Genomic DNA, 17,949 nt, shown 5'->3' on the forward strand with positions numbered 1-17,949 from the left:
GTTAGGCTATTTCGCTTCCGTTCTGGCAGGCGAGCCTGACACAACGCCCTTCGCGTTAAAGCGATGACCTTTGGCTCGCCCCGCTCAAATTTCTGATATTGGTGACGGGCTGGCAGCCCTCCCGAATACGCCTGTCGGTATCTCCATAACCGCTGGCCATTGGGGCGTTGTGACTATGCAGGCTCAGCTCGATCAACCGCTGCCGTCTGGCTTCCTCACGTCACCTCAGCTGCGCTTCTACGCGGTAGGAGATATCCACGGACGGCTGGATCTGCTCGAGAAGGTTAACGCCAAGATCGAGGCCGACCTGAACAGAAGACCCTGTGCACGCTCCGTTCGGGTGTTCCTGGGCGATTATGTCGATCGCGGTCCGCATTCGCGAGAGGTGGTGGACTGCCTGTTAGCGCTCGAGGAGACCTGCGATACCGTCTTTATTTTGGGCAACCACGAAACGTTGCTGGCTGATTTCGTCCAATCTCCGACGGTCCTGCCGACATGGCTTTCCCTTGGCGGCCTGGAGACCCTGATATCCTACGGCATCCGTCCGCCGCGCAACCCGAACCAGGCCGACCAGTCGCGGCTGGCGGCAGAGTTCGCGGAAGCGCTGCCCGTCTCACACCTGAATTTCATTCGAGGTTTGAGACCGTGCTTCGCCTTTGATGACGTGTTCTTTGTGCATGCAGGGGTACGACCCGGCGTGCCGCTGAGCAAGCAATCGCTGACGGATCTGTGCTGGATACGTGACGATTTTCTGCTGCATGACGGCTTGTTCGGGCGGCTCGTGATCCACGGACACACGCCGGTCCGCACACCGGAAATTCGACCAAACCGTATCAACATCGACACCGGCGCCTACGCCACCGGGCAACTGACCTGCATGTGGATCGAAGGCGGCCGGATGGGGTTTCTCTGAGCAGAGAGTCTCACTCCGCGCAGGCTGGAAGCGGCTGTGTTGAACAGTGCACCGCATTCGCCGGAAGCGGCAGGAATGAGTTGCGTGGACCGCGGCGAAGCCTCCGTCAGTGCTGACGGCATTCGGAAACGAAGGTCCCGTTCGTCGCCGTTAGCCGCTCGAGGCAATGGCGCGGATCCTTGACATCGCCGCCAACGACAAAATCATAAAGCTGTCCCTTGAGCACCAAGCCATAGCGGCCTGGAGACAGAGCGGTCCCGCCATTTTCCGGCTGAATCTCGTACATCTCGGCATTCTCTTTGATCGGCGAGACGCGATAGGGAAATGAAATGTTCCGAATGTACCATCCATCGTCAGCTGTCGTGATCGGTTTGCCGGCCGCGTCGTAGGAAATGGAGTGAGCAACCTTTGCAATGATGCGGATTTCGGCGCGCTCCGGGATATTCAAGGCCGCTTCACGCCGATAGACGATGAACTTGGGATTGCCGTCGCGAAGAACGGGCTGCTTGGTGATTCCCATTGTCGGCGAAATCGCGACCCGCGCGTCCTGGGCCTTGTTCGGCAATGGATTCAATTCGAAGAGCTTGTTCTCGCTCAATGCATAGACGCCAAACTCCGTGGGCAACAACCGCGAGGGCTTCGCTGGCTCGGCCATGGCGACAGCGTCTGGAGGTTTGGGGGGAGCCACAGTAGCAGTCTTGTTGATCTGCGACCTTCCCATGTGCGCGATATCGTCGCGATAGATGAACGCAAGCAAGCCGCCGATCATGGGCACGAGCACGGCCAGTACCCCAGCGATCATCGCAAGGGACACGGTTCGCGCTTTGCGCTTGGAAGCAGAACGGCCAAGTGCGCGAGGCTCGGGGTCGGACCATATCGTCTGGGCTGGGTCCTTCGCGTACTCCATCGCGGAGTCCGAAATCGGCAAGGGCAAAGGCGCCGCGCCCAAAGGAGCCGGCAGCTGCTGATCATTATTCCGCGAAAAGCTCTCGACACCATGGATGGCCGCTTCCAGCGCCTTCCTGGCCTTCGCCTCCTCGCTCGCAGGCATCCCTGAAGACAGCAGCTGTTCGCTCAGCTTGTACCGCGCCAGGTCGTAAACCGTCTGGCGCAAGCTATCCTGATCGGTACTGACCGACGTGATGATCCGAGACAGGACCAGCGCAAACTCAACTTCAGGCATAGGAGCGTCGCCGGCCGGCCCCGGTACCTGCTCGAGATCGCGCTTACTCATGAAAGAGCCGTTTCTATATGCCCGCCGTTTCGGCCTGATGCCGGCGCATTCTGCAACGGACCCATCAGAATAATAAGGCGGGCATTGCGGTACGAACCCATCCACATCCCAAGAGCTTCAGATTACGATCGATAATCAGGCGACCCTAGCAACAAATGGTACCAAGCTAAAGCCAGGCACCGGATTGTACCTGCAAGAAGGTTTGGTTTGCGAAGAGATTCGCGCTCACCTTGCCGCATATCCAGGGGACGGATCGGCGGGTCCCGCAACCGGTGGCTTCCCTAGACGATGAAATGAAATTCCTGCCAGGCGCTCCAGATCATGCCGTCGTTGACGCGAGCCCAGAGGTCGTCAGACACGGTGCCGCCATCGAAAGTCGTATTGGCGAGCTGGGCCGCAGTGACGTTGATTGCGGTGTTGGCGGGCTGCGCATTCCCGCCGATGCTCCAGTGGCCGCTAGCCGACGGCGTCGAATCCCAGAATTGATACTGGCTCATGTTGTCCCCGTCGGCATCCGTGACAGAGAACAGGCTCGATGCGGCCACGCTCTGGTTGGCGGTCGCGTGGAAGTCGGATGCCGAGACGACCGGAGCGTGGTCGATCGGTGCGTTGACGTGAAATTCCTTCCACGGCCCCCAGGCGAAGCCGTCATAGGCCCTCACCCAGAGATCGTCTGAACCGGAGCCGCTCTGAAAGCTCGTGTTCGAGAGCTGGGCGGTAGTCACATCGATTGCGACGTCGGTGCCCTGAGCTACTCCGGCGACTACCCAGTGCCCGCTGCTGGGATCAGACGTTGAATCCCACAGCTGATAGTTCGTGATGCTGTCTCCATCCGCGTCGGCGGTCGAGAACAGCGTGGAGGCCGCAATATCCTGGCCGTGGCTCGCTGAAAAGTCGGCGGCCGACACGATCGGAAGATTGTCGGCTGGCGCGTTGACGTGAAATTCCTTCCAGCTGCTCCACATCATGCCGTCGAAGGCGCGCACCCAGAGATCGTCGGAGCCCGAACCGCTCTGGAACGATGTGTTGGCCAGTTGGGCCGCGCTCACATCGATGCCCTGGCCCGCGGGCTGTGTCACGCCGGCCACGACGAAATGCCCGCTGGCAGGATCGGTGGTCGAGTCCCAGAACTGATAGTTGGTGATTGTATCGTTGTCGGCATCGCTGACCGTGAACAGGCTCGAGGCGGCAATGTCCTGACCGTGCGTTGCGGTCACGTCCGGTGCGTTCACCACGGGAGCGTGGTCGATCGGCGCGTTGACGTGGAATTCCTTCCAGGCTCCCCATGTCGTGCCGTCATTGGCTCGCACCCACAGATCATCCGAGCCGGAGCCCGACTGAAACGAGGTGCTCGCCAATTGAGCAGGCGTAACATCGATGGCGATGTTGGCGGCCTGCGCCACTCCGCCGACTACCCAGTGACCGCTGGCTGGATCGCTCGTTGAATCCCAAACCTGATAGGCGGTGATCGTGTCGTGGTCGGCGTCGCTCACGCTGAAAAGACTGGATGCGGCAATATCCTGGTCGTGGGTCGCGGACACATCGGTTGCGCTGACCACCGGTGGATGGTCTGGGTACGGAACTGCCATAAACGGGACCCATGCGCTCCACAGCGTCCCATCGTAGGCCCTGACCCAGAGCTGGTCGGAAGCGGAGCCAAATTGATAGCTGGTCTGGGCAAACTGCGCGGGAGTGAGGTCGATCTCCGCATTGGTGGCCTGAACGACACCATTCACCACCCATGCGCCGTTGCCGTTGGTGTCCCAAAGCGCGTATCGGGTGATCGTATCGAGATCCGGGTCGGTGACAGTAATCAGACTGGAGGCTGCGACCGACGTTTGTCCGTGCACTGCTGCGATGTTTAATGCGTGAACAACTGGAGCGAGATCCTGACCCGGCGTGGCCGTGAACGGGACCCATGCTCCCCAGAGATATCCATCATAGGCCCGCACCCAGAGCGTGTCCGGGGCAGTGCCGAACACGTAGCTCACCTGCGAGAGGCTGGCAGCCGAGACGTCGATCTCGGCGTTGGTGGCTTGCGCAGCACCATTGATCGCCCAGTGCCCGTGGCCCTCGGTGTCCCAGAGTGCATATTGGGTGATGGCGTCGCCATCCGCGTCACTGGCCGAGAACAGTGAGGATTCAGCCGCCGAGAGCTGCCCGTGCGAACCGGTCACGTTTGTTGCCGTGACCATGGGCGCATGATCGGCCGGAGAAATCACGAAGGATTTCCAGTCGCTCCACAAATAGCCGTCGAAGGCTCTCACCCACAGCGTGTCCGAACCGGGGCCGGCCTGGTAACTCGCTTGGCCCAATTGCGACGCGCTGATGTCGATCTCGGTGTTGGTGGCCTGGACTGTTCCTCCCACCGTCCAGTGACCGTTGCCATTGGTGTCCCAGAAGGAATATTCGGTGATGGAATCGCCCGTGGCCATGTTCACCGAGAACAACGATGAGGCCGCATAAACCTGATTTCGGGCGGCAGACTGATCGCTGGCGGTTACCACCGGTGTCGTTCGGATGCTGTATCCGAGGTCCTTCAGGACTCCGATGTCCAGGTTGGAGATCGCGTACTGGTAATTGGGGTAGAAAACGATCCCGTTCATCAAGTCCAGTGTGAGCGGGTCCGTGACGGTCGACGGGGTGGCGTAGAAGTCGGATTGCTGGTTGCCGAAATGGTAGTAGTTCTGGGTGGTGCTGTTGGTGGTCAGGGGCACCGGGCCGCCATAAGCGGCCTCGGCGTTCGCACCGACGAAGTTGGCGCCGGTTGCGGTCTTTTGAATCAGCGTGTCGAAGGTGGATTCGTAGGCGCCGGGCAACTGGCCGCTCTGGTCGTACCAGCCCGTCATGCCGAAGCCGTGCATGAGCTCATGAAGAAAAACGTTGATCGGGTTGATCACGTTTCCAGGCACCTGACTGGACCAGCTCAGGCCATAGTCGAGGTCGATGTACTGGAAGTAGCCGGGATCGATGTTGATGGTGATGTCGCTCGTCGTTCCAGGCACGTGCTGTCCGGTGGTCAGTTCGTACTGGCTTGACGGCTCATACACCGCGAGCCCGCCATTGGTGCCCACGTTGTAGCTGGAGGTAGGCCCGCCGTCGGCACGGCCAACGGGGGTCGGCAGGATGTTGAGTGACACCGCCAGGGTGCCAATGCCCAGGATATATCGCTGCCAGATGTTGAGGGCCTGCTCGAGGTCGTAAACCAGAGACGTGTCGGCCGATCCGCCTGCGTTCGATGAATCGTTTAATGTTACCGAATAGTTCCAGGTCATCTTGGTCGAGCTTTCAATCTATGGTAGCACGGCAATAATTGACAATATTCATGCGGACCAGTCACTGGGTAGTTAATAGACGCCGAATGGCCAGCCCCGGACCGAGCGGTGCGTGAGGCTGTGTGTCCAGCGCCTCCGGCGCGATTGGTTGGGGCATCACCGTGGGGCATCACGCAGATTCCCGGCATTCCCTGCATGCTGCACGATCGAAGGCACGGCCCTCTTATACCCGATAGGGCCGGCGCGATCATCCCTTTGATCCCGGTGACAGCCACATCGGGTGCCGCGATCCGTAAGACTACGGAGCCTGGTTTGGTTTTCCGAACGGTTCCGCGATGGACCCAAGGATCGACATGATGTTACTCGCGAATTCGGCTTGGCCGTTGATAACGCCAATTGCATCTCGCCGAAGAGCCATAGTACTCTGCCTGTCATATTCATTTGCTGCTCCGTCGTTTCGTACGAATAGTCAGTTTGCGCTGACGGCGAGGCCGACGAGCAGGGGCGGGGCCCGCTCACGGCAATCTCGGCTCACCTTCGACTGCAGTTATTTTCAGCTACTGAACAGATTAAGTCGCGAGATGATTGAAACGCGGAGCGGTACGACAGCGGACAGCGGGATAGTCGGGCTCGCGATGCTGTTGCGTTTTCAGGGCATCCCGGCCGATGTCGACCAGATTCGTCATCAAGTCGGCAATGGCCCGTTCGGAACGCCAGAGATGTTGCGCTACGCACGCTCGACCGGCGTCAAGGCTCGCGAGCTGAGCACCAACTGGCTGAGGCTCGAGAAGGTCCCGCTTCCTGCCATCGCGCTGCTGCGCGACGGAGGCCATTTGATCCTCGCCAAGATGGGCGCCGACAAGATCCTCGTTCAATCGCCTCTGTCAGAGCGCCCGGAGTTGATCACGCGGGCCGACCTGGAAGCGGTGTGGACCGGCAAGCTGATCCTGGTGAGCCGGCGGGCGGGACTGGTCAATCTTGCACGCCGCTTTGACCTGTCGTGGTTTCTGGGGGCAATCCACAAATACCGGTATCACTTCGTAGAGGTGTTGATCGCCTCCTTTTTCCTGCAGCTGTTTGCCCTGGTGTCGCCGCTGTTCTTCCAGGTGGTGATCGACAAGGTCCTGGTTAATCACACACTCAGCACACTCGACGTGCTCGTCGTGGGGCTGATCGGCATCGCGGTTTTCGAGACGGCGCTTGCGATATTGAGGACCTACCTGTTCTCGCACGTGACGAACCGGATCGATGTGGAACTGGGAGCCCGCTTGTTCCGGCATCTTATCGGGCTGCCCATTGCCTACTTCCAGGCTCGCCGCGTCGGCGACTCGGTTGCGCGGGTCCGCGAGCTGGAGAACATTCGCAACTTCCTGACCGGCTCTGCGCTCACGATCGTGATAGACCTGTTCTTCACCGTCGTTTTCATCGCGGTGATGTTCATCTACTCACCGATCCTGACCTGGATCGTGCTCGGGTCCTTCCCGCTCTATGTCGGCATCTCGGCCGGCGCGACGCCGATGTTCCGGCAGCGGCTGGATACCAAATTCGAGCGCGGCGCCGAAAACCAGTCCTTTCTCGTCGAGAGCGTGACCGGGGTCGAGACGATCAAGGCCATGGCGCTCGAACCGCAGATGCAGCGCCGCTGGGAGGAGCAGCTTGCCGGATACGTGGCGGCCAGCTTCCGCGTGCTCAGCCTGGCCAATGTTGCGAGCCAATCGGTCCAGTTCGTAAGCAAGCTCGTCACCGCGGTGATCCTCTACGCCGGCGCCAAGCTGGTGATCGACGGGAGCTTGACGGTGGGCGAATTGATCGCCTTCAACATGTTCTCGTCACGCGTGAGCGCGCCGGTTCTGCGACTGGCGCAGCTCTGGCAGGACTTCCATCAGGCCAGGCTCTCTATCGCACGGCTCGGCGACATCCTGAATACGCCGGCCGAGCAGACTTTCAGCCCCGGCCGCGCCGTGCCGCCGCCCATCAAGGGGCAGGTCACCCTCGAACACGTCTCGTTCCGCTATAGGGTCGATGGACCCGAAGTGCTGCACGACATCAACATCAACATTCCGGCCGGCCAGGTCGTCGGTATCGTCGGTCCGTCCGGTTCCGGCAAGAGCACCTTCACGAAGCTCGTCCAGCGCCTTTACGTTCCGGAGACGGGCAGGGTCCTTGTCGACGGGATCGACCTTGCGATGGTCGATCCGGCGTGGCTGCGTCGCCAGGTCGGCGTCGTCCTGCAGGAAAACGTGTTGTTCAATCGCAGCGTACGGGAAAACATCGCGCTCGCCGATCCGGCCGCGCCGATGGAGAAAGTGGTCGCCGCGGCGCAGCTGGCGGGAGCTCATGAATTCATTCTGGAGCTGCCGGAAGGCTACGACACCGTCGTCGGCGAGCGCGGATCCAGCCTGTCGGGAGGGCAGCGGCAGCGCATCGCGATCGCGCGGGCGCTCATCACCGATCCCCGCATCCTGATCTTCGATGAAGCGACGAGTTCGCTCGACTACGAAAGCGAACGGGTCATTCAGGACAACATGAACCGGATCGTCAAGGGACGAACGGTTTTCGTCATTGCACATCGTCTGTCCGCTGTCAGGCGCACCGATCGGATCATCACCATTGATCGCGGCCGGCTCGTCGAACAGGGATCCCACGAGGAATTGCTTAGCACAGGCGGAAGATACGCGTCGCTGTACCGGTTGCAGGCGGGGATTCATGAAGTCGGCTCGTGAACTGGTCGCGGTCGGGGGCAAAACCCGGGACGAGCTGGCCTTCCTGCCGGCCGCCCTCGAAATCGTCGAGACGCCGCCATCTCCCACCGCGAGACTCACGGCCATCTTGCTTGCTGCCTTGTTCTGCTGCGCCGTGGCGTGGGCGGGGCTCGGCAAGATCGACATCATTGCCTCTGCCCCTGGAAAGATCGTGCCGGGCGACCGTGTTAAGCTGGTTCAGCCGCTCGAGATCGGAGTGGTTCGGGCGATTCACGTCCGCGACGGCCAAACCGTCAAGGCTGGCGAGATTCTGATCGAGCTGGATCCGACCAGCAATCAGGCGGAGCTTCAGCACCTGAAGAACGATCTTCTGTCGGCGCAGCTGGATATTTCACGCACCCGCTCTGCGCTTGACGGAAGCACCGACGCGCTTGACGGTGTACCTGCCGACACGCCGCCCGCGTTGGTTCAAATGCACCTGGAATTCTTGCGCAGCCAGGATTCCGAGCAGCGCGCCAAGTTGTCCGAGCTAGATCGGCAACGAGTGCAGAAGGTCGCGGAGACCAGGACGATCGACGCCAGCATTGCCAAGGTTGAGGCCCTGCTGCCGGTGCTTCAGGAGCGCGTCGGGGTTCGCAAGTACCTGGCGGACCGGGAGTACGGTTCAAAGCTGCAATACTTGCAGGAGCTCCAGGAACTCGTCGGGATGCAGCAGGACGTCCTGGTGCAGCGGAGCAAGCTCGAGGAGGCCAATGCGGCGGTCGCAGCGCTCGGAGAGACGCGCGCCAAGCTCGTCTCGGAATACCGGCACCGCCTGTACGACGATCTGGCCAAGGCGACGCAGAAGGCCGGCAGCCTCAAGGACGAGGTGGCCAAGGCCGAGCACCGGACCAACCTTCAGAAGCTTGCGGCCCCGATCGACGGCGTGGTGCAGCAATTGGCGGTGCACACGATCGGCGGTGTCGTCACGCCCGCTCAGACGCTCGCGGTCGTCGTCCCCAGCGACAGTCTGTTTGAAATCGAAGCGATGGTCTCAAATCGCGATATCGGCTTCGTGCACCCGGGCCAGGACGCCGAAATCAAGGTCGATACCTTCAACTTCACGCGCTACGGCCTGCTGCACGGCAAGATCGTCAGCGTCTCGCCCGATTCCGTCGCCCGCGACAAGGCGCGGGATCCAGCGCGTGAGCCTGGTGGCGGAGCGCCGGAGGAAACCAGCGAGCCAAAGGGGCAGGGGCCGGTATATATCGCACATGTCTCGATCGACCGGACCAAGATGGTCGTCGATGACAAGGAGATCAATCTTTCGCCGGGAATGACCGTGACTGTCGAAATCAGGACGGGCGCCCGCAGCGTCATCAGCTATTTGTTGTCGCCGATCGTACGTTACCGGAAGGATGCTCTCCGAGAGCGTTAGAAAAAAACGGCTGTCAGACCGTCATCACGTGGTTCGCGATTCCACGTGGCTCAAGCTTGGATCGGATTCGTGGATCGCCAGGCAGTTTTGCCCCGCGTCATAAGTCCGGTATCCATGATCGGCCAGCGTGCGGACAAGTGCGGCCTTGTCGGTCTTGATGAATTCCGCATGGATAACAGGGTGATGCTGCCGGATCGTGGCGCTGGCCCCCTCCAGCACCTTCAGCTCCATACCTTCGACGTCGATCTTGATCAGATCGCAGCGGCTCAGATTCAGCGAGTCCAAGGTGATCATCGTCGTTTCAGTGCCGCTGGCCTGGGAATAATCGATCTTCTGTCCGATCTGCTCCGTACCGGGGCGTTGCGTCACCTCCAGACTGCCGAAACTGGCGGGTTCCTGATGGCTTAAGGTCGGCACCCAGGTCTTGCCGGTCTTCGACGAGATCACCGCGTGCATCGCCCGCGCATTGAAGCAGTTGTTGATGGCGATGTTGCCGGCAAGTGCGTAGTAGACCCGCTCCTGCGCTTCGATGGCAAGGACCGAGCCCCAGCCGGCCATGTGCTTGGACCATTCGATGGTGTGAACGCCGATGTTCGCCCCGCAGTCGATGGCGACCACGCCGTCCCCCCGGTAGGTTCTTCGCAGTGCAAGAAGACCCTTTGTCAGCTCGATTTCTGTAACGTCGAACGCACCGTGCTCGAGTATCTGAATCCCTACGCCAAAGGTGTGATCGCCGGCGGTGTGGTAGTCTAGCCGGTTGACGATCAGCGGGCCGTGAGCCGATGCGGCGATCACAAACGGGACCTTGCTGGGATTGCGGCTCATCGATTTGTGTTTCTTTGTTTTAGCCGCTCCGAAGCGAGCGGCTGCCAGGGGGTACCCGCCAAGGTTTTCGTCCGTTGACGCGGTTGTCAATCTCGCTTACCGTCTGCCCTGTTTTTTGGCGTTCTTTATATTTTCGGGCCAGGGGATATTCGTGAATGCGATTGCCGTCGCGCCGGCGATCGGGCTGAGGCGTCCGATTGACACTATGGCCGACCAACCCAAAATCATCGTTGACCGGTCGACCGGAGCCGTGCCTGCCAAGTCGGAGGCTGCCAAGTCGGAAGCCGTTGCGCCGGATGCCGAGGCGCCCAAGCGGGCCTATCCGGCCGCCGCCGAACTTCCCACTCAACTCGGTCCAAAGGGACTGCGATTCGACTTCAACGACGGCGCCCGGGTCGTCTGTCCCGAAGCCGAAGGTCCTTGGCGCGTGCGTCTTTGGGACGCCGACACCGGCAATGTTCTCTTCGAGACGAAGTTCGCGGGCGGGCGCGTCAACAGCTCAAAGCGTTACTACATTCGCTTTCGTATCGAAGTCTTGCAGGGCGAGGATGTCATTTTCTCGCATGAGTACAACGCGACGGATCGTCACGTCCTCATACAGCTTCCGGTCGGCACCCTGGGCGACACGATCGGCTGGTTTCCCTATGTGGAAAAGTTCAGGCAAGCTCACAATTGCAGGCTGACCTGCGCAATGGCGGAGAAGCTGATCCCGCTGTTTCGCGATGCGTATCCGGAGATCAGCTTCGTCACGCATGAGGAAATTCAAACCGATCGGTACTACGCCACGTACAGCGTCGGGTTGTTTTTCGACGACAAGAATTTCGTCTACCAGCCATGCGACTTCCGCTTCGTTGGGCTGCATCGCACCGCCGGATACATCCTCGGCGTCGATCCGACCGAGGCGGCGCCGCGCATCTCGCTGGCCGATGATCAAAGACCCATCCCGGAGCCCTATGTCTGCATCGCGGTCCAGAGCACCACGCAATGCAAGTACTGGAATAACCCGAACGGTTGGCGCGAGCTGACCAGCTTTCTCAAGCAGGCCGGCTATCGCGTGATCTGCATCGATCAGAAGCCGACGCACGGCCACGAGCTGGTATGGAATCACATTCCGAACGGCGCGGAGGACTGGACCGGTGACCGCCCCATTCAGGAGCGGGCGAATCTGCTTAACCATGCGGACTTTTTCATCGGCCTCTCCAGCGGACTTGCCTGGCTGGCCTGGGCGGTCGGCACCCCGGTCGTGATGATCGCGGGCTTCACGCATCCGACAAATGAATTTGCTACGCCCTATCGCGTCATCAACTATCACGCCTGCAACAGCTGCTGGAACGATCCGGCAGTTCGATTCGACCACAAGGATTTTTTCTGGTGCCCCCGCCACAAGGGGACGCCGCGTCAGTTTGAGTGCACGAGACTGATCACCGTGGATCATGTGAAGTCGGTGATCAGGACGATTCCTGGATTCAAGCTCTAGCCTATTTCAAGCACTGGCAATTATTTTGGGGGGCGCGCTGCCATGAGCACAACTTTTGTAAGCTCGGGTTTTACCAGCTCAGGACTGACCGAAACCGGCGGCAATACGCTCGAGGTCCTCAATGGAGGCTCCGCGGTCTCGACGACGCTGAGTAGTGGTGGCCAGCTCCTGGTCGATTCCGGCGGCTACGCAGCCGCGACTACGATCTCGAGCGGCGGCAGCGCTGTCATCAGCGCCGGCGGCGCGATGAGCGGTACCGGCAGTGGTAGCACGGGCATTTTCAACAGCGACAACGGCACTGTCAGCGTGCTGTCCGGCGGTGTGGTGGATCATATCCGTGTCAGTAGCGGCGGCGTGCTGAACGTATTGTCAGGCGGCCTTACCAGTGGCGGTATCGGTTCGGGCACGGGCGTTTTCGCGGGAGGTGTGGAGAACGTCTCGGCCGGTGGGTCCGCGTCCTTTGCCGCGATCTATTCCGGCGGTGTCATGAACGTCGCCGGCGAAACGCTGAACAATATCGGTGTTTCGGGAGGCGTTGAAAACGTCCTTTCGGGCGGTTTCATCAGTGGAGCGCCGAATTCGGGCACGGGAGTCTATGCGGGAGGCGTCCTGAATATCTCTGCCGGCGGTTCGGCGGCCTATGTCGGTGTTTCGAGCGGCGGCACCTTCAACGTCGCCGGTACGGTGCTGAGCTCTGTCGGTGTGTACAGCGGCGGCGTCGAGAACGTGCTGTCGGGTGGCGTGGTCCAGGGTGTGTCCGGAGGCTTTGGCACCGCGATCTCCGGCGGCACGGTGAACGTGCGGTCGGGCGCTACCGCGACCGCGATGTTCGTCTATGCCAGCGGTGCGCTGAACGACAGCGGCATCGTCACTAACCAGTTTGTGCTCAGCGGCGGCGTTGAAACCGTCTCGTCCGGAGGCCTCGCGTCGGGCGTGCAAGTTTCGGGCGGCGGTCTGCTCGACATTCTCGCCGGCGGCTCGGCGACGAATGTCGGCGATGCCGGGAGGGTCATCGTCGAGGCCGGCGGCACTGCCGACCACATCCTGGTTTCGTCCGGCGGTGTGCTCAGCGTCGGCGGCACCGTCACCAGCAATACAGGGGTCCTCGCGGGCGGCGTCGAGACGGTGCTGTCCGGTGGACTGATCAGCGGAAGCAGCGGCGCGGGGACCGGCATTTCCGGCGGTACCGTAAACCTTCTGGCCGGAGGCTCGGCGGTCTTTGTCGGCGTGTCGAGCGGCGGCACGTTCAATGTGGCGGGCACCGTGCTCAGCAACGGCATGGTGTTTGCCGGCGGTGTCGAGAACGTGCAGTCCGGTGGTCTGATCACCGGAGCCATCAGTTCGGGGACCGGAGTTCTCGGCGTATTGAACGTTCTGGCCGGTGGTTCCGCGGCGTATGTCGGTGTTTCGAGCGGCGGCACGTTCAACGTGTCGGGCACCGTGCTCAGCAATGTCGCTGTCTATTCCGGCGGTGTTGAAAATGTTCTCTCGGGCGGTGTCGTCACCGGCGTGACCGGTTCCGGGACCGGCGTCTCTGGCGGTACGGTCAACGTATTTGGCGGCGGTGCGCTGGATCACCTGACGGTTTCGAGCGGCACGCTGAATGTGTCCGCCGGCGGCACGGTGCACAACATTACGGTGTCGAGCGGCGGCACCATGAATGTCGCCGGCACGATCACCAGCAACACGCTGGTCTCGAGCGGCGGTATCGAGAACGTGCTGTCGGGCGGATTGATCTCCGGGGCTACGAACTCCGGGACCGGAGTGCTCGGCACATTGAACCTTCTTGCCGGCGGTTCCGCCGTTCACGTCGGTGTGTCGAGCGGCGGGACGTTCAACGTGGCTGGCACGGTGCTCGGCAATGTCGGTGTCTACGACGGCGGCGTTGAGAATGTTCTCTCGGGTGGTGTGGTCACCGGGGTCCCGGGCTCCGGGACCGGCATATCCGGCGGCACCGTCAACGTCCTTTCGGGCGGTGCGCTTGATCATCTGACAGTTTCGAGCGGCACTCTGAATGTCTCGGCTGGTGGCACGGCACACGATCTAACGGTGTCGAGCGGCACTCTGAATGTCGCGGGTACGATCATCAGCAATACGCTGGTCTCGAGCGGCGGTATCGAGAACGTGCTGTCCGGCGGCTTCATCTCCGGCACATCGAGCGCGGCGACCGTCATTTTCGCCGGCGGTACCGTGAACGTCCTGGCCGGCGGTTCGGCCACGCACGTCGGCGTGTCGAGCGGCGGCATCTTCAATGTTGCAGGCAAGGTGCTGAGCAACACCGGTATCTACAATGGCGGCGTCGAGAACGTGTTGTCCGGTGGATCGATCTCGGGAGCGAGCGGATCCGGGACCGGAATTTCGGGCGGCACGCTGAACCTGTCGGCCGGCGCCTCCGCCGCCTTTGTCGGCGTGTCGAGCGGCGGCATCTTCAATGTCGCGGGCACCGTGCAGAGCAATGCCACCGTCTACAATGGTGGTGTCGAGAACGTGCTGTCCGGCGGACTGATCACTGGAGCCGTCAGTTCGGGCACCGGCGTGAGCGCAGGCGGCGTATTGAACGTTCTGGCCGGCGGCACGGCGGCATTCGTCGGCGTGTCGAGCGGCGGCACGTTCAACGTGTCGGGCACCGTGCTCAGCCGCGTGGGCGTTTATGTCGGCGGTGTCGAGAATGTCTTTTCAGGTGGTGTCGTCACCGGGGCCGTCGGCTCCGGGACCGCCATTTCCGGTGGCACGGTCAACGTCTTTTCAGGCGGCGCCCTGGATCACCTAACCGTTTCCAGCGGCGGCGTGCTCAACGTCGCTTCCGGAGCCACGGCGCACGACATCGCGGTGTCGAGCGGTGGCACGTTCAATCTTGCCGGCGCGGTGACGAGCAACGTCTTCGTGTTCGCCGGAGGTAATGAACTTGTATCCTCAGGCGGCTCCACAGGGCCAGTGACGATCTCCGGCGGCGTGGTCGAATTGCAGGCCGGCAGCGTCGCGAGCGGCGGCATCACCTTCAGCGGCTCCGGCGGGCAGCTCAAGATCGACGGCACGTCCTTGGCCGGCACGACCATCAGCAGTCTGGTCTTGGGCGATAGCATCGACCTTGCCGGCCTCAATTTCGTATCCGGCGGATCGGCGACCTTGCTCGCGGGCAACATCCTGCATGTCACCGAGGGGGCTTCCTCCTTCGATCTGCAGCTTGATGCGACCCCTGGCGTGCGCTTCAGCGTCGGCGCGGATTCCGGCACCGGAACGCTGGTGACGACGCGTGCCGATATTGCGCCGGTCACATCGGCCCCCAACGTCCAGGCTGGTCCCACCCAGACCTCTGCGCTGGCTTCCAGCCTGTTCTCGGCGTCGGATGCCGATGGTGATACCATCACCACCTACGCGTTTTGGGACACCCAAGGCAACGGCCACTGGGTGGTCAACGGCGTCACCCAGGCCACCAACGCCGAGATCGATGTGTCAGCGGCGAACCTGTCGCAGGTCAGCTACGTGTTCGGCCCGAGCGGCACGGCCGATACGCTCTACGTCCGGGCCAATGACGGGACGCTGTGGGGCGCCTGGGCTTCATTCACGGCGACGGCCTTCGTCGACACCGCGCCGACCGTGCACGCAAGCAACGTCACGGCAGCCCACGCGCAAACGTCGATAGCTGCATCGAGCCTGTTCACGGTGAGCGACCCGGATGCCGGCGCGACGGTGACGCAATACGCGCTTTGGGACTCGGGCACGAGTGGCCACTGGGTGGTGAACGGTGTGGTGCAGGCCGCCAACACCGAGATCGATGTTCCTGCGGCGAACCTGTCGCAGGTGAGCTACGTGTTCGGACCTCCTGGATCTCCCCCGGACCAGTTGTACATCCGGGCGAACGACGGAATGTTGTGGGGAGCCTGGGCAGGGTTCACCGCAAGCCCAGGGCCCGACGCGTTGCCGGTTGTGACGGCAGCGAACGTGACCGCAGCCCATGGCCAAACGTCAGCTCTCGCCTCGAGCCTGTTCTCGGTGTCGGATTCCGATGTCGGCGATACGATCACCCAGTACGCGTTCTGGGACACCGGCGGCAATGGCCACTGGGTGGTGAATGGCGTTGCCCAGGCGGCCAACACCGAGATCGAAGTGTCGGCAGCAAACCTCTCGCAGGTCAGCTACGTGTTCGGCCCCGGCGGCTCGACGCCCGATACGCTYTACGTGCGGGCCAATGACGGATTGGCGTGGGGAGCCTGGACCGGGTTCACGGCGACACCGGGACCCGATCAGGCTCCGATCGTGACGGCGTCGAACGTGACTGCGATTCATGGCCAGACGTCGGCGCTCGCGTCGAGCCTGTTCTCGGTCTCGGATCCCGATCCAGGCGATACGATCACCCAGTACGCGTTCTGGGACACCGGCGGCAACGGCCACTGGATGGTGAATGGCGTCGCTCAGGCGGCCAACACCGAGATCGACGTTGCGGCGGCGAACCTGTCGCAGGTCAGCTACGTGTTCGGCCCCGGCGGCTCGACGCCGGATACGCTCTACGTGCGCGCCAATGACGGATCGAAGTGGAGCACCTGGACCGGGTTCACGGCGACACCGGGACCCGATCAGGCTCCGATCGTGACGGCGTCGAACGTGACTGCGACCCATGGCCAGACGTCGGCGCTCGCGTCGAGCCTGTTCTCGGCGTCGGATCCCGATCCAGGCGACACGATCTCGATGTATGCGTTCTGGGACACCGGCGGTAGCGGCCACTGGGTGGTGAATGGCGTCGCCCAAGCGGCCAACACCGAGATCGACGTTGCGGCGGCGAACCTGTCGCAGGTCAGCTACGTGTTCGGCCCCGGCGGCTCGACGGCAGATACGCTCTACGTGCGCGCCAATGACGGATCGAAGTGGAGCACCTGGACCGGGTTCACGGCGACACCGGGACCCGATCAGGCTCCGATCGTGACGGCGTCGAACGTGACTGCGATCCATGGCCAGACGTCGGCGCTCGCGTCGAGCCTGTTCTCGGTCTCAGATCCCGATCCAGGCGATACGATCACCCAGTACGCGTTCTGGGACACCGGCGGCAACGGCCACTTTGTGGTCAATGGCGTTGTCCAGGCCGCCAATACCGAGATCGACGTCGCGGCGGCAAACCTGTCACAGGTCAGCTACGTGTTCGGTCCCGGCGGCTCAACGCCGGACACGCTCTACGTGCGGGCCAACGACGGATCGAAGTGGGGCGCCTGGGCCGCATTCACGGCGACCCCGGGACCTGATCAGGCTCCGGTGGTAACGGCGCAGAACTTGGCAGCGGTTCACGGCGAGTTTTCAACGCTCGCCTCGAGCCTGTTCTCTGTCTCCGACGCCGAGAACGATGCGATCACCCAGTACGCATTCTGGGACACCGGCGGCAATGGCCACTTTGTGGTCAATGGTGTCGCCCAGGCGGCCGGCGTCGAGATCGATGTGTCGGCGGCGAACCTGTCGCAGGTGAGCTACGTGTTCGGCCCCGGCGGCTCGACACCGGATACGCTGTGGGTGCGGGCCAACGACGGCATGATGTGGGGAGGCTGGACCGCGTTCACGGCCACACCGGGCCCCGACACGGCTCCGGTCGTGACGGCACAGAACGTCTCCGCAATCCACGACCATTCGGTCGCGGCCTCGAGCCTGTTCTCGGTGTCGGACGCCGAGAACGATGCGATCACCCAGTACGCGTTCTGGGACACCGGCGGCAACGGCCACTTTGTGGTCAATGGGGTCGCGCAGGCGGCCGGCGTCGAGATCGATGTTGCGGCGGCGAACCTGTCGCAGGTGAGCTACGTGTTCGGCCCCGGCGGCTCGGCATCAGATACGCTCTGGGTGAAGGCCAATGACGGCAGCATGTGGAGCGCCTGGAAGAGCTTCACGGCAACCGCCACCAACCAGGCGCCGACGGTCTCGGTCGCCAACGTCGTGACGGTCTCGGGGCAGACCTTTGCTGCATCGAACCTGTTCAGCGCGACGGACGCGGATGGCGATGCCATCACGAAATATGCGCTGTGGGATTCGAATACCAACGGGCATTGGAGCGTCAACGGAGCTACGCAGGCCGCGAATACCGAGATCGACATCACGGCGGCGCAACTTTCCCAGACCACCTATCAGG

The 17,949-nt window shown here is 62.1% G+C and carries 8 protein-coding genes; 5 read left to right on the top strand and 3 right to left on the bottom strand.

The genetic code is table 11. The annotated features are described in order from the left end of the window. Positions 1-175 precede the first annotated feature (175 nt). The gene (locus AKN83_RS34875; RefSeq protein ID WP_050400670.1) at positions 176-913 is read left to right on the top strand and encodes a metallophosphoesterase family protein; all 738 of its coding nucleotides are present in this window, start codon (positions 176-178) and stop codon (positions 911-913) included. 106 nt (positions 914-1,019) lie between these two features. On the opposite strand, the gene AKN83_RS34880 is transcribed toward AKN83_RS34875, so the two are convergent. Both AKN83_RS34880 and AKN83_RS41545 read right to left on the bottom strand, forming a co-directional pair. Continuing rightward, a complete protein-coding gene (locus tag AKN83_RS34880; RefSeq protein ID WP_050400669.1) occupies positions 1,020-2,147 on the bottom strand; it encodes a hypothetical protein in 1,128 nt (375 codons plus the stop codon). Between the two features lie 281 nt (positions 2,148-2,428). Continuing rightward, the gene (locus AKN83_RS41545) at positions 2,429-5,422 is read right to left on the bottom strand and encodes a hypothetical protein (RefSeq protein ID WP_244522209.1); all 2,994 of its coding nucleotides are present in this window, start codon (positions 5,420-5,422) and stop codon (positions 2,429-2,431) included. Between the two features lie 581 nt (positions 5,423-6,003). Here AKN83_RS41545 and AKN83_RS34890 point away from each other — a divergent pair. Together AKN83_RS34890 and AKN83_RS34895 are read left to right on the top strand one after the other, a co-directional pair. Then, positions 6,004-8,145: a type I secretion system permease/ATPase gene (locus AKN83_RS34890; RefSeq protein WP_050400668.1), complete on the top strand. Its 2,142-nt coding sequence runs from the start codon at positions 6,004-6,006 to the stop codon at positions 8,143-8,145. After that, a complete protein-coding gene (locus tag AKN83_RS34895) occupies positions 8,129-9,541 on the top strand; it encodes an HlyD family type I secretion periplasmic adaptor subunit (protein ID WP_050400667.1) in 1,413 nt (470 codons plus the stop codon). The genes AKN83_RS34890 and AKN83_RS34895 overlap by 17 nt, the downstream gene beginning before the upstream one ends. Positions 9,542-9,565: 24 nt before the next feature. Here the strand turns inward: AKN83_RS34895 and AKN83_RS34900 are convergent, their stop codons facing one another. Next, positions 9,566-10,366 carry an FkbM family methyltransferase gene (locus tag AKN83_RS34900; protein ID WP_050400666.1) on the bottom strand — a complete coding sequence of 267 codons (801 nt, stop codon included), beginning with the start codon at positions 10,364-10,366 and terminating at the stop codon, positions 9,566-9,568. A 151-nt stretch (positions 10,367-10,517) separates the two neighbouring features. Between AKN83_RS34900 and AKN83_RS34905 the strand changes: the two genes are divergently transcribed. Both AKN83_RS34905 and AKN83_RS34910 read left to right on the top strand, forming a co-directional pair. Beyond that, entirely contained in the window at positions 10,518-11,843 is a 1,326-nt protein-coding gene (locus AKN83_RS34905; protein WP_244522210.1) for an autotransporter strand-loop-strand O-heptosyltransferase, read from the top strand. Positions 11,844-11,885: 42 nt separating this feature from the next. Next, positions 11,886-17,949: hypothetical protein (locus tag AKN83_RS34910; RefSeq protein WP_063695674.1), on the top strand; the 6,064-nt coding region annotated here is incomplete at its 3' end.

This window comes from Bradyrhizobium embrapense (assembly GCF_001189235.2).
Classification (GTDB): Bacteria; Pseudomonadota; Alphaproteobacteria; order Rhizobiales; family Xanthobacteraceae; genus Bradyrhizobium; species Bradyrhizobium embrapense.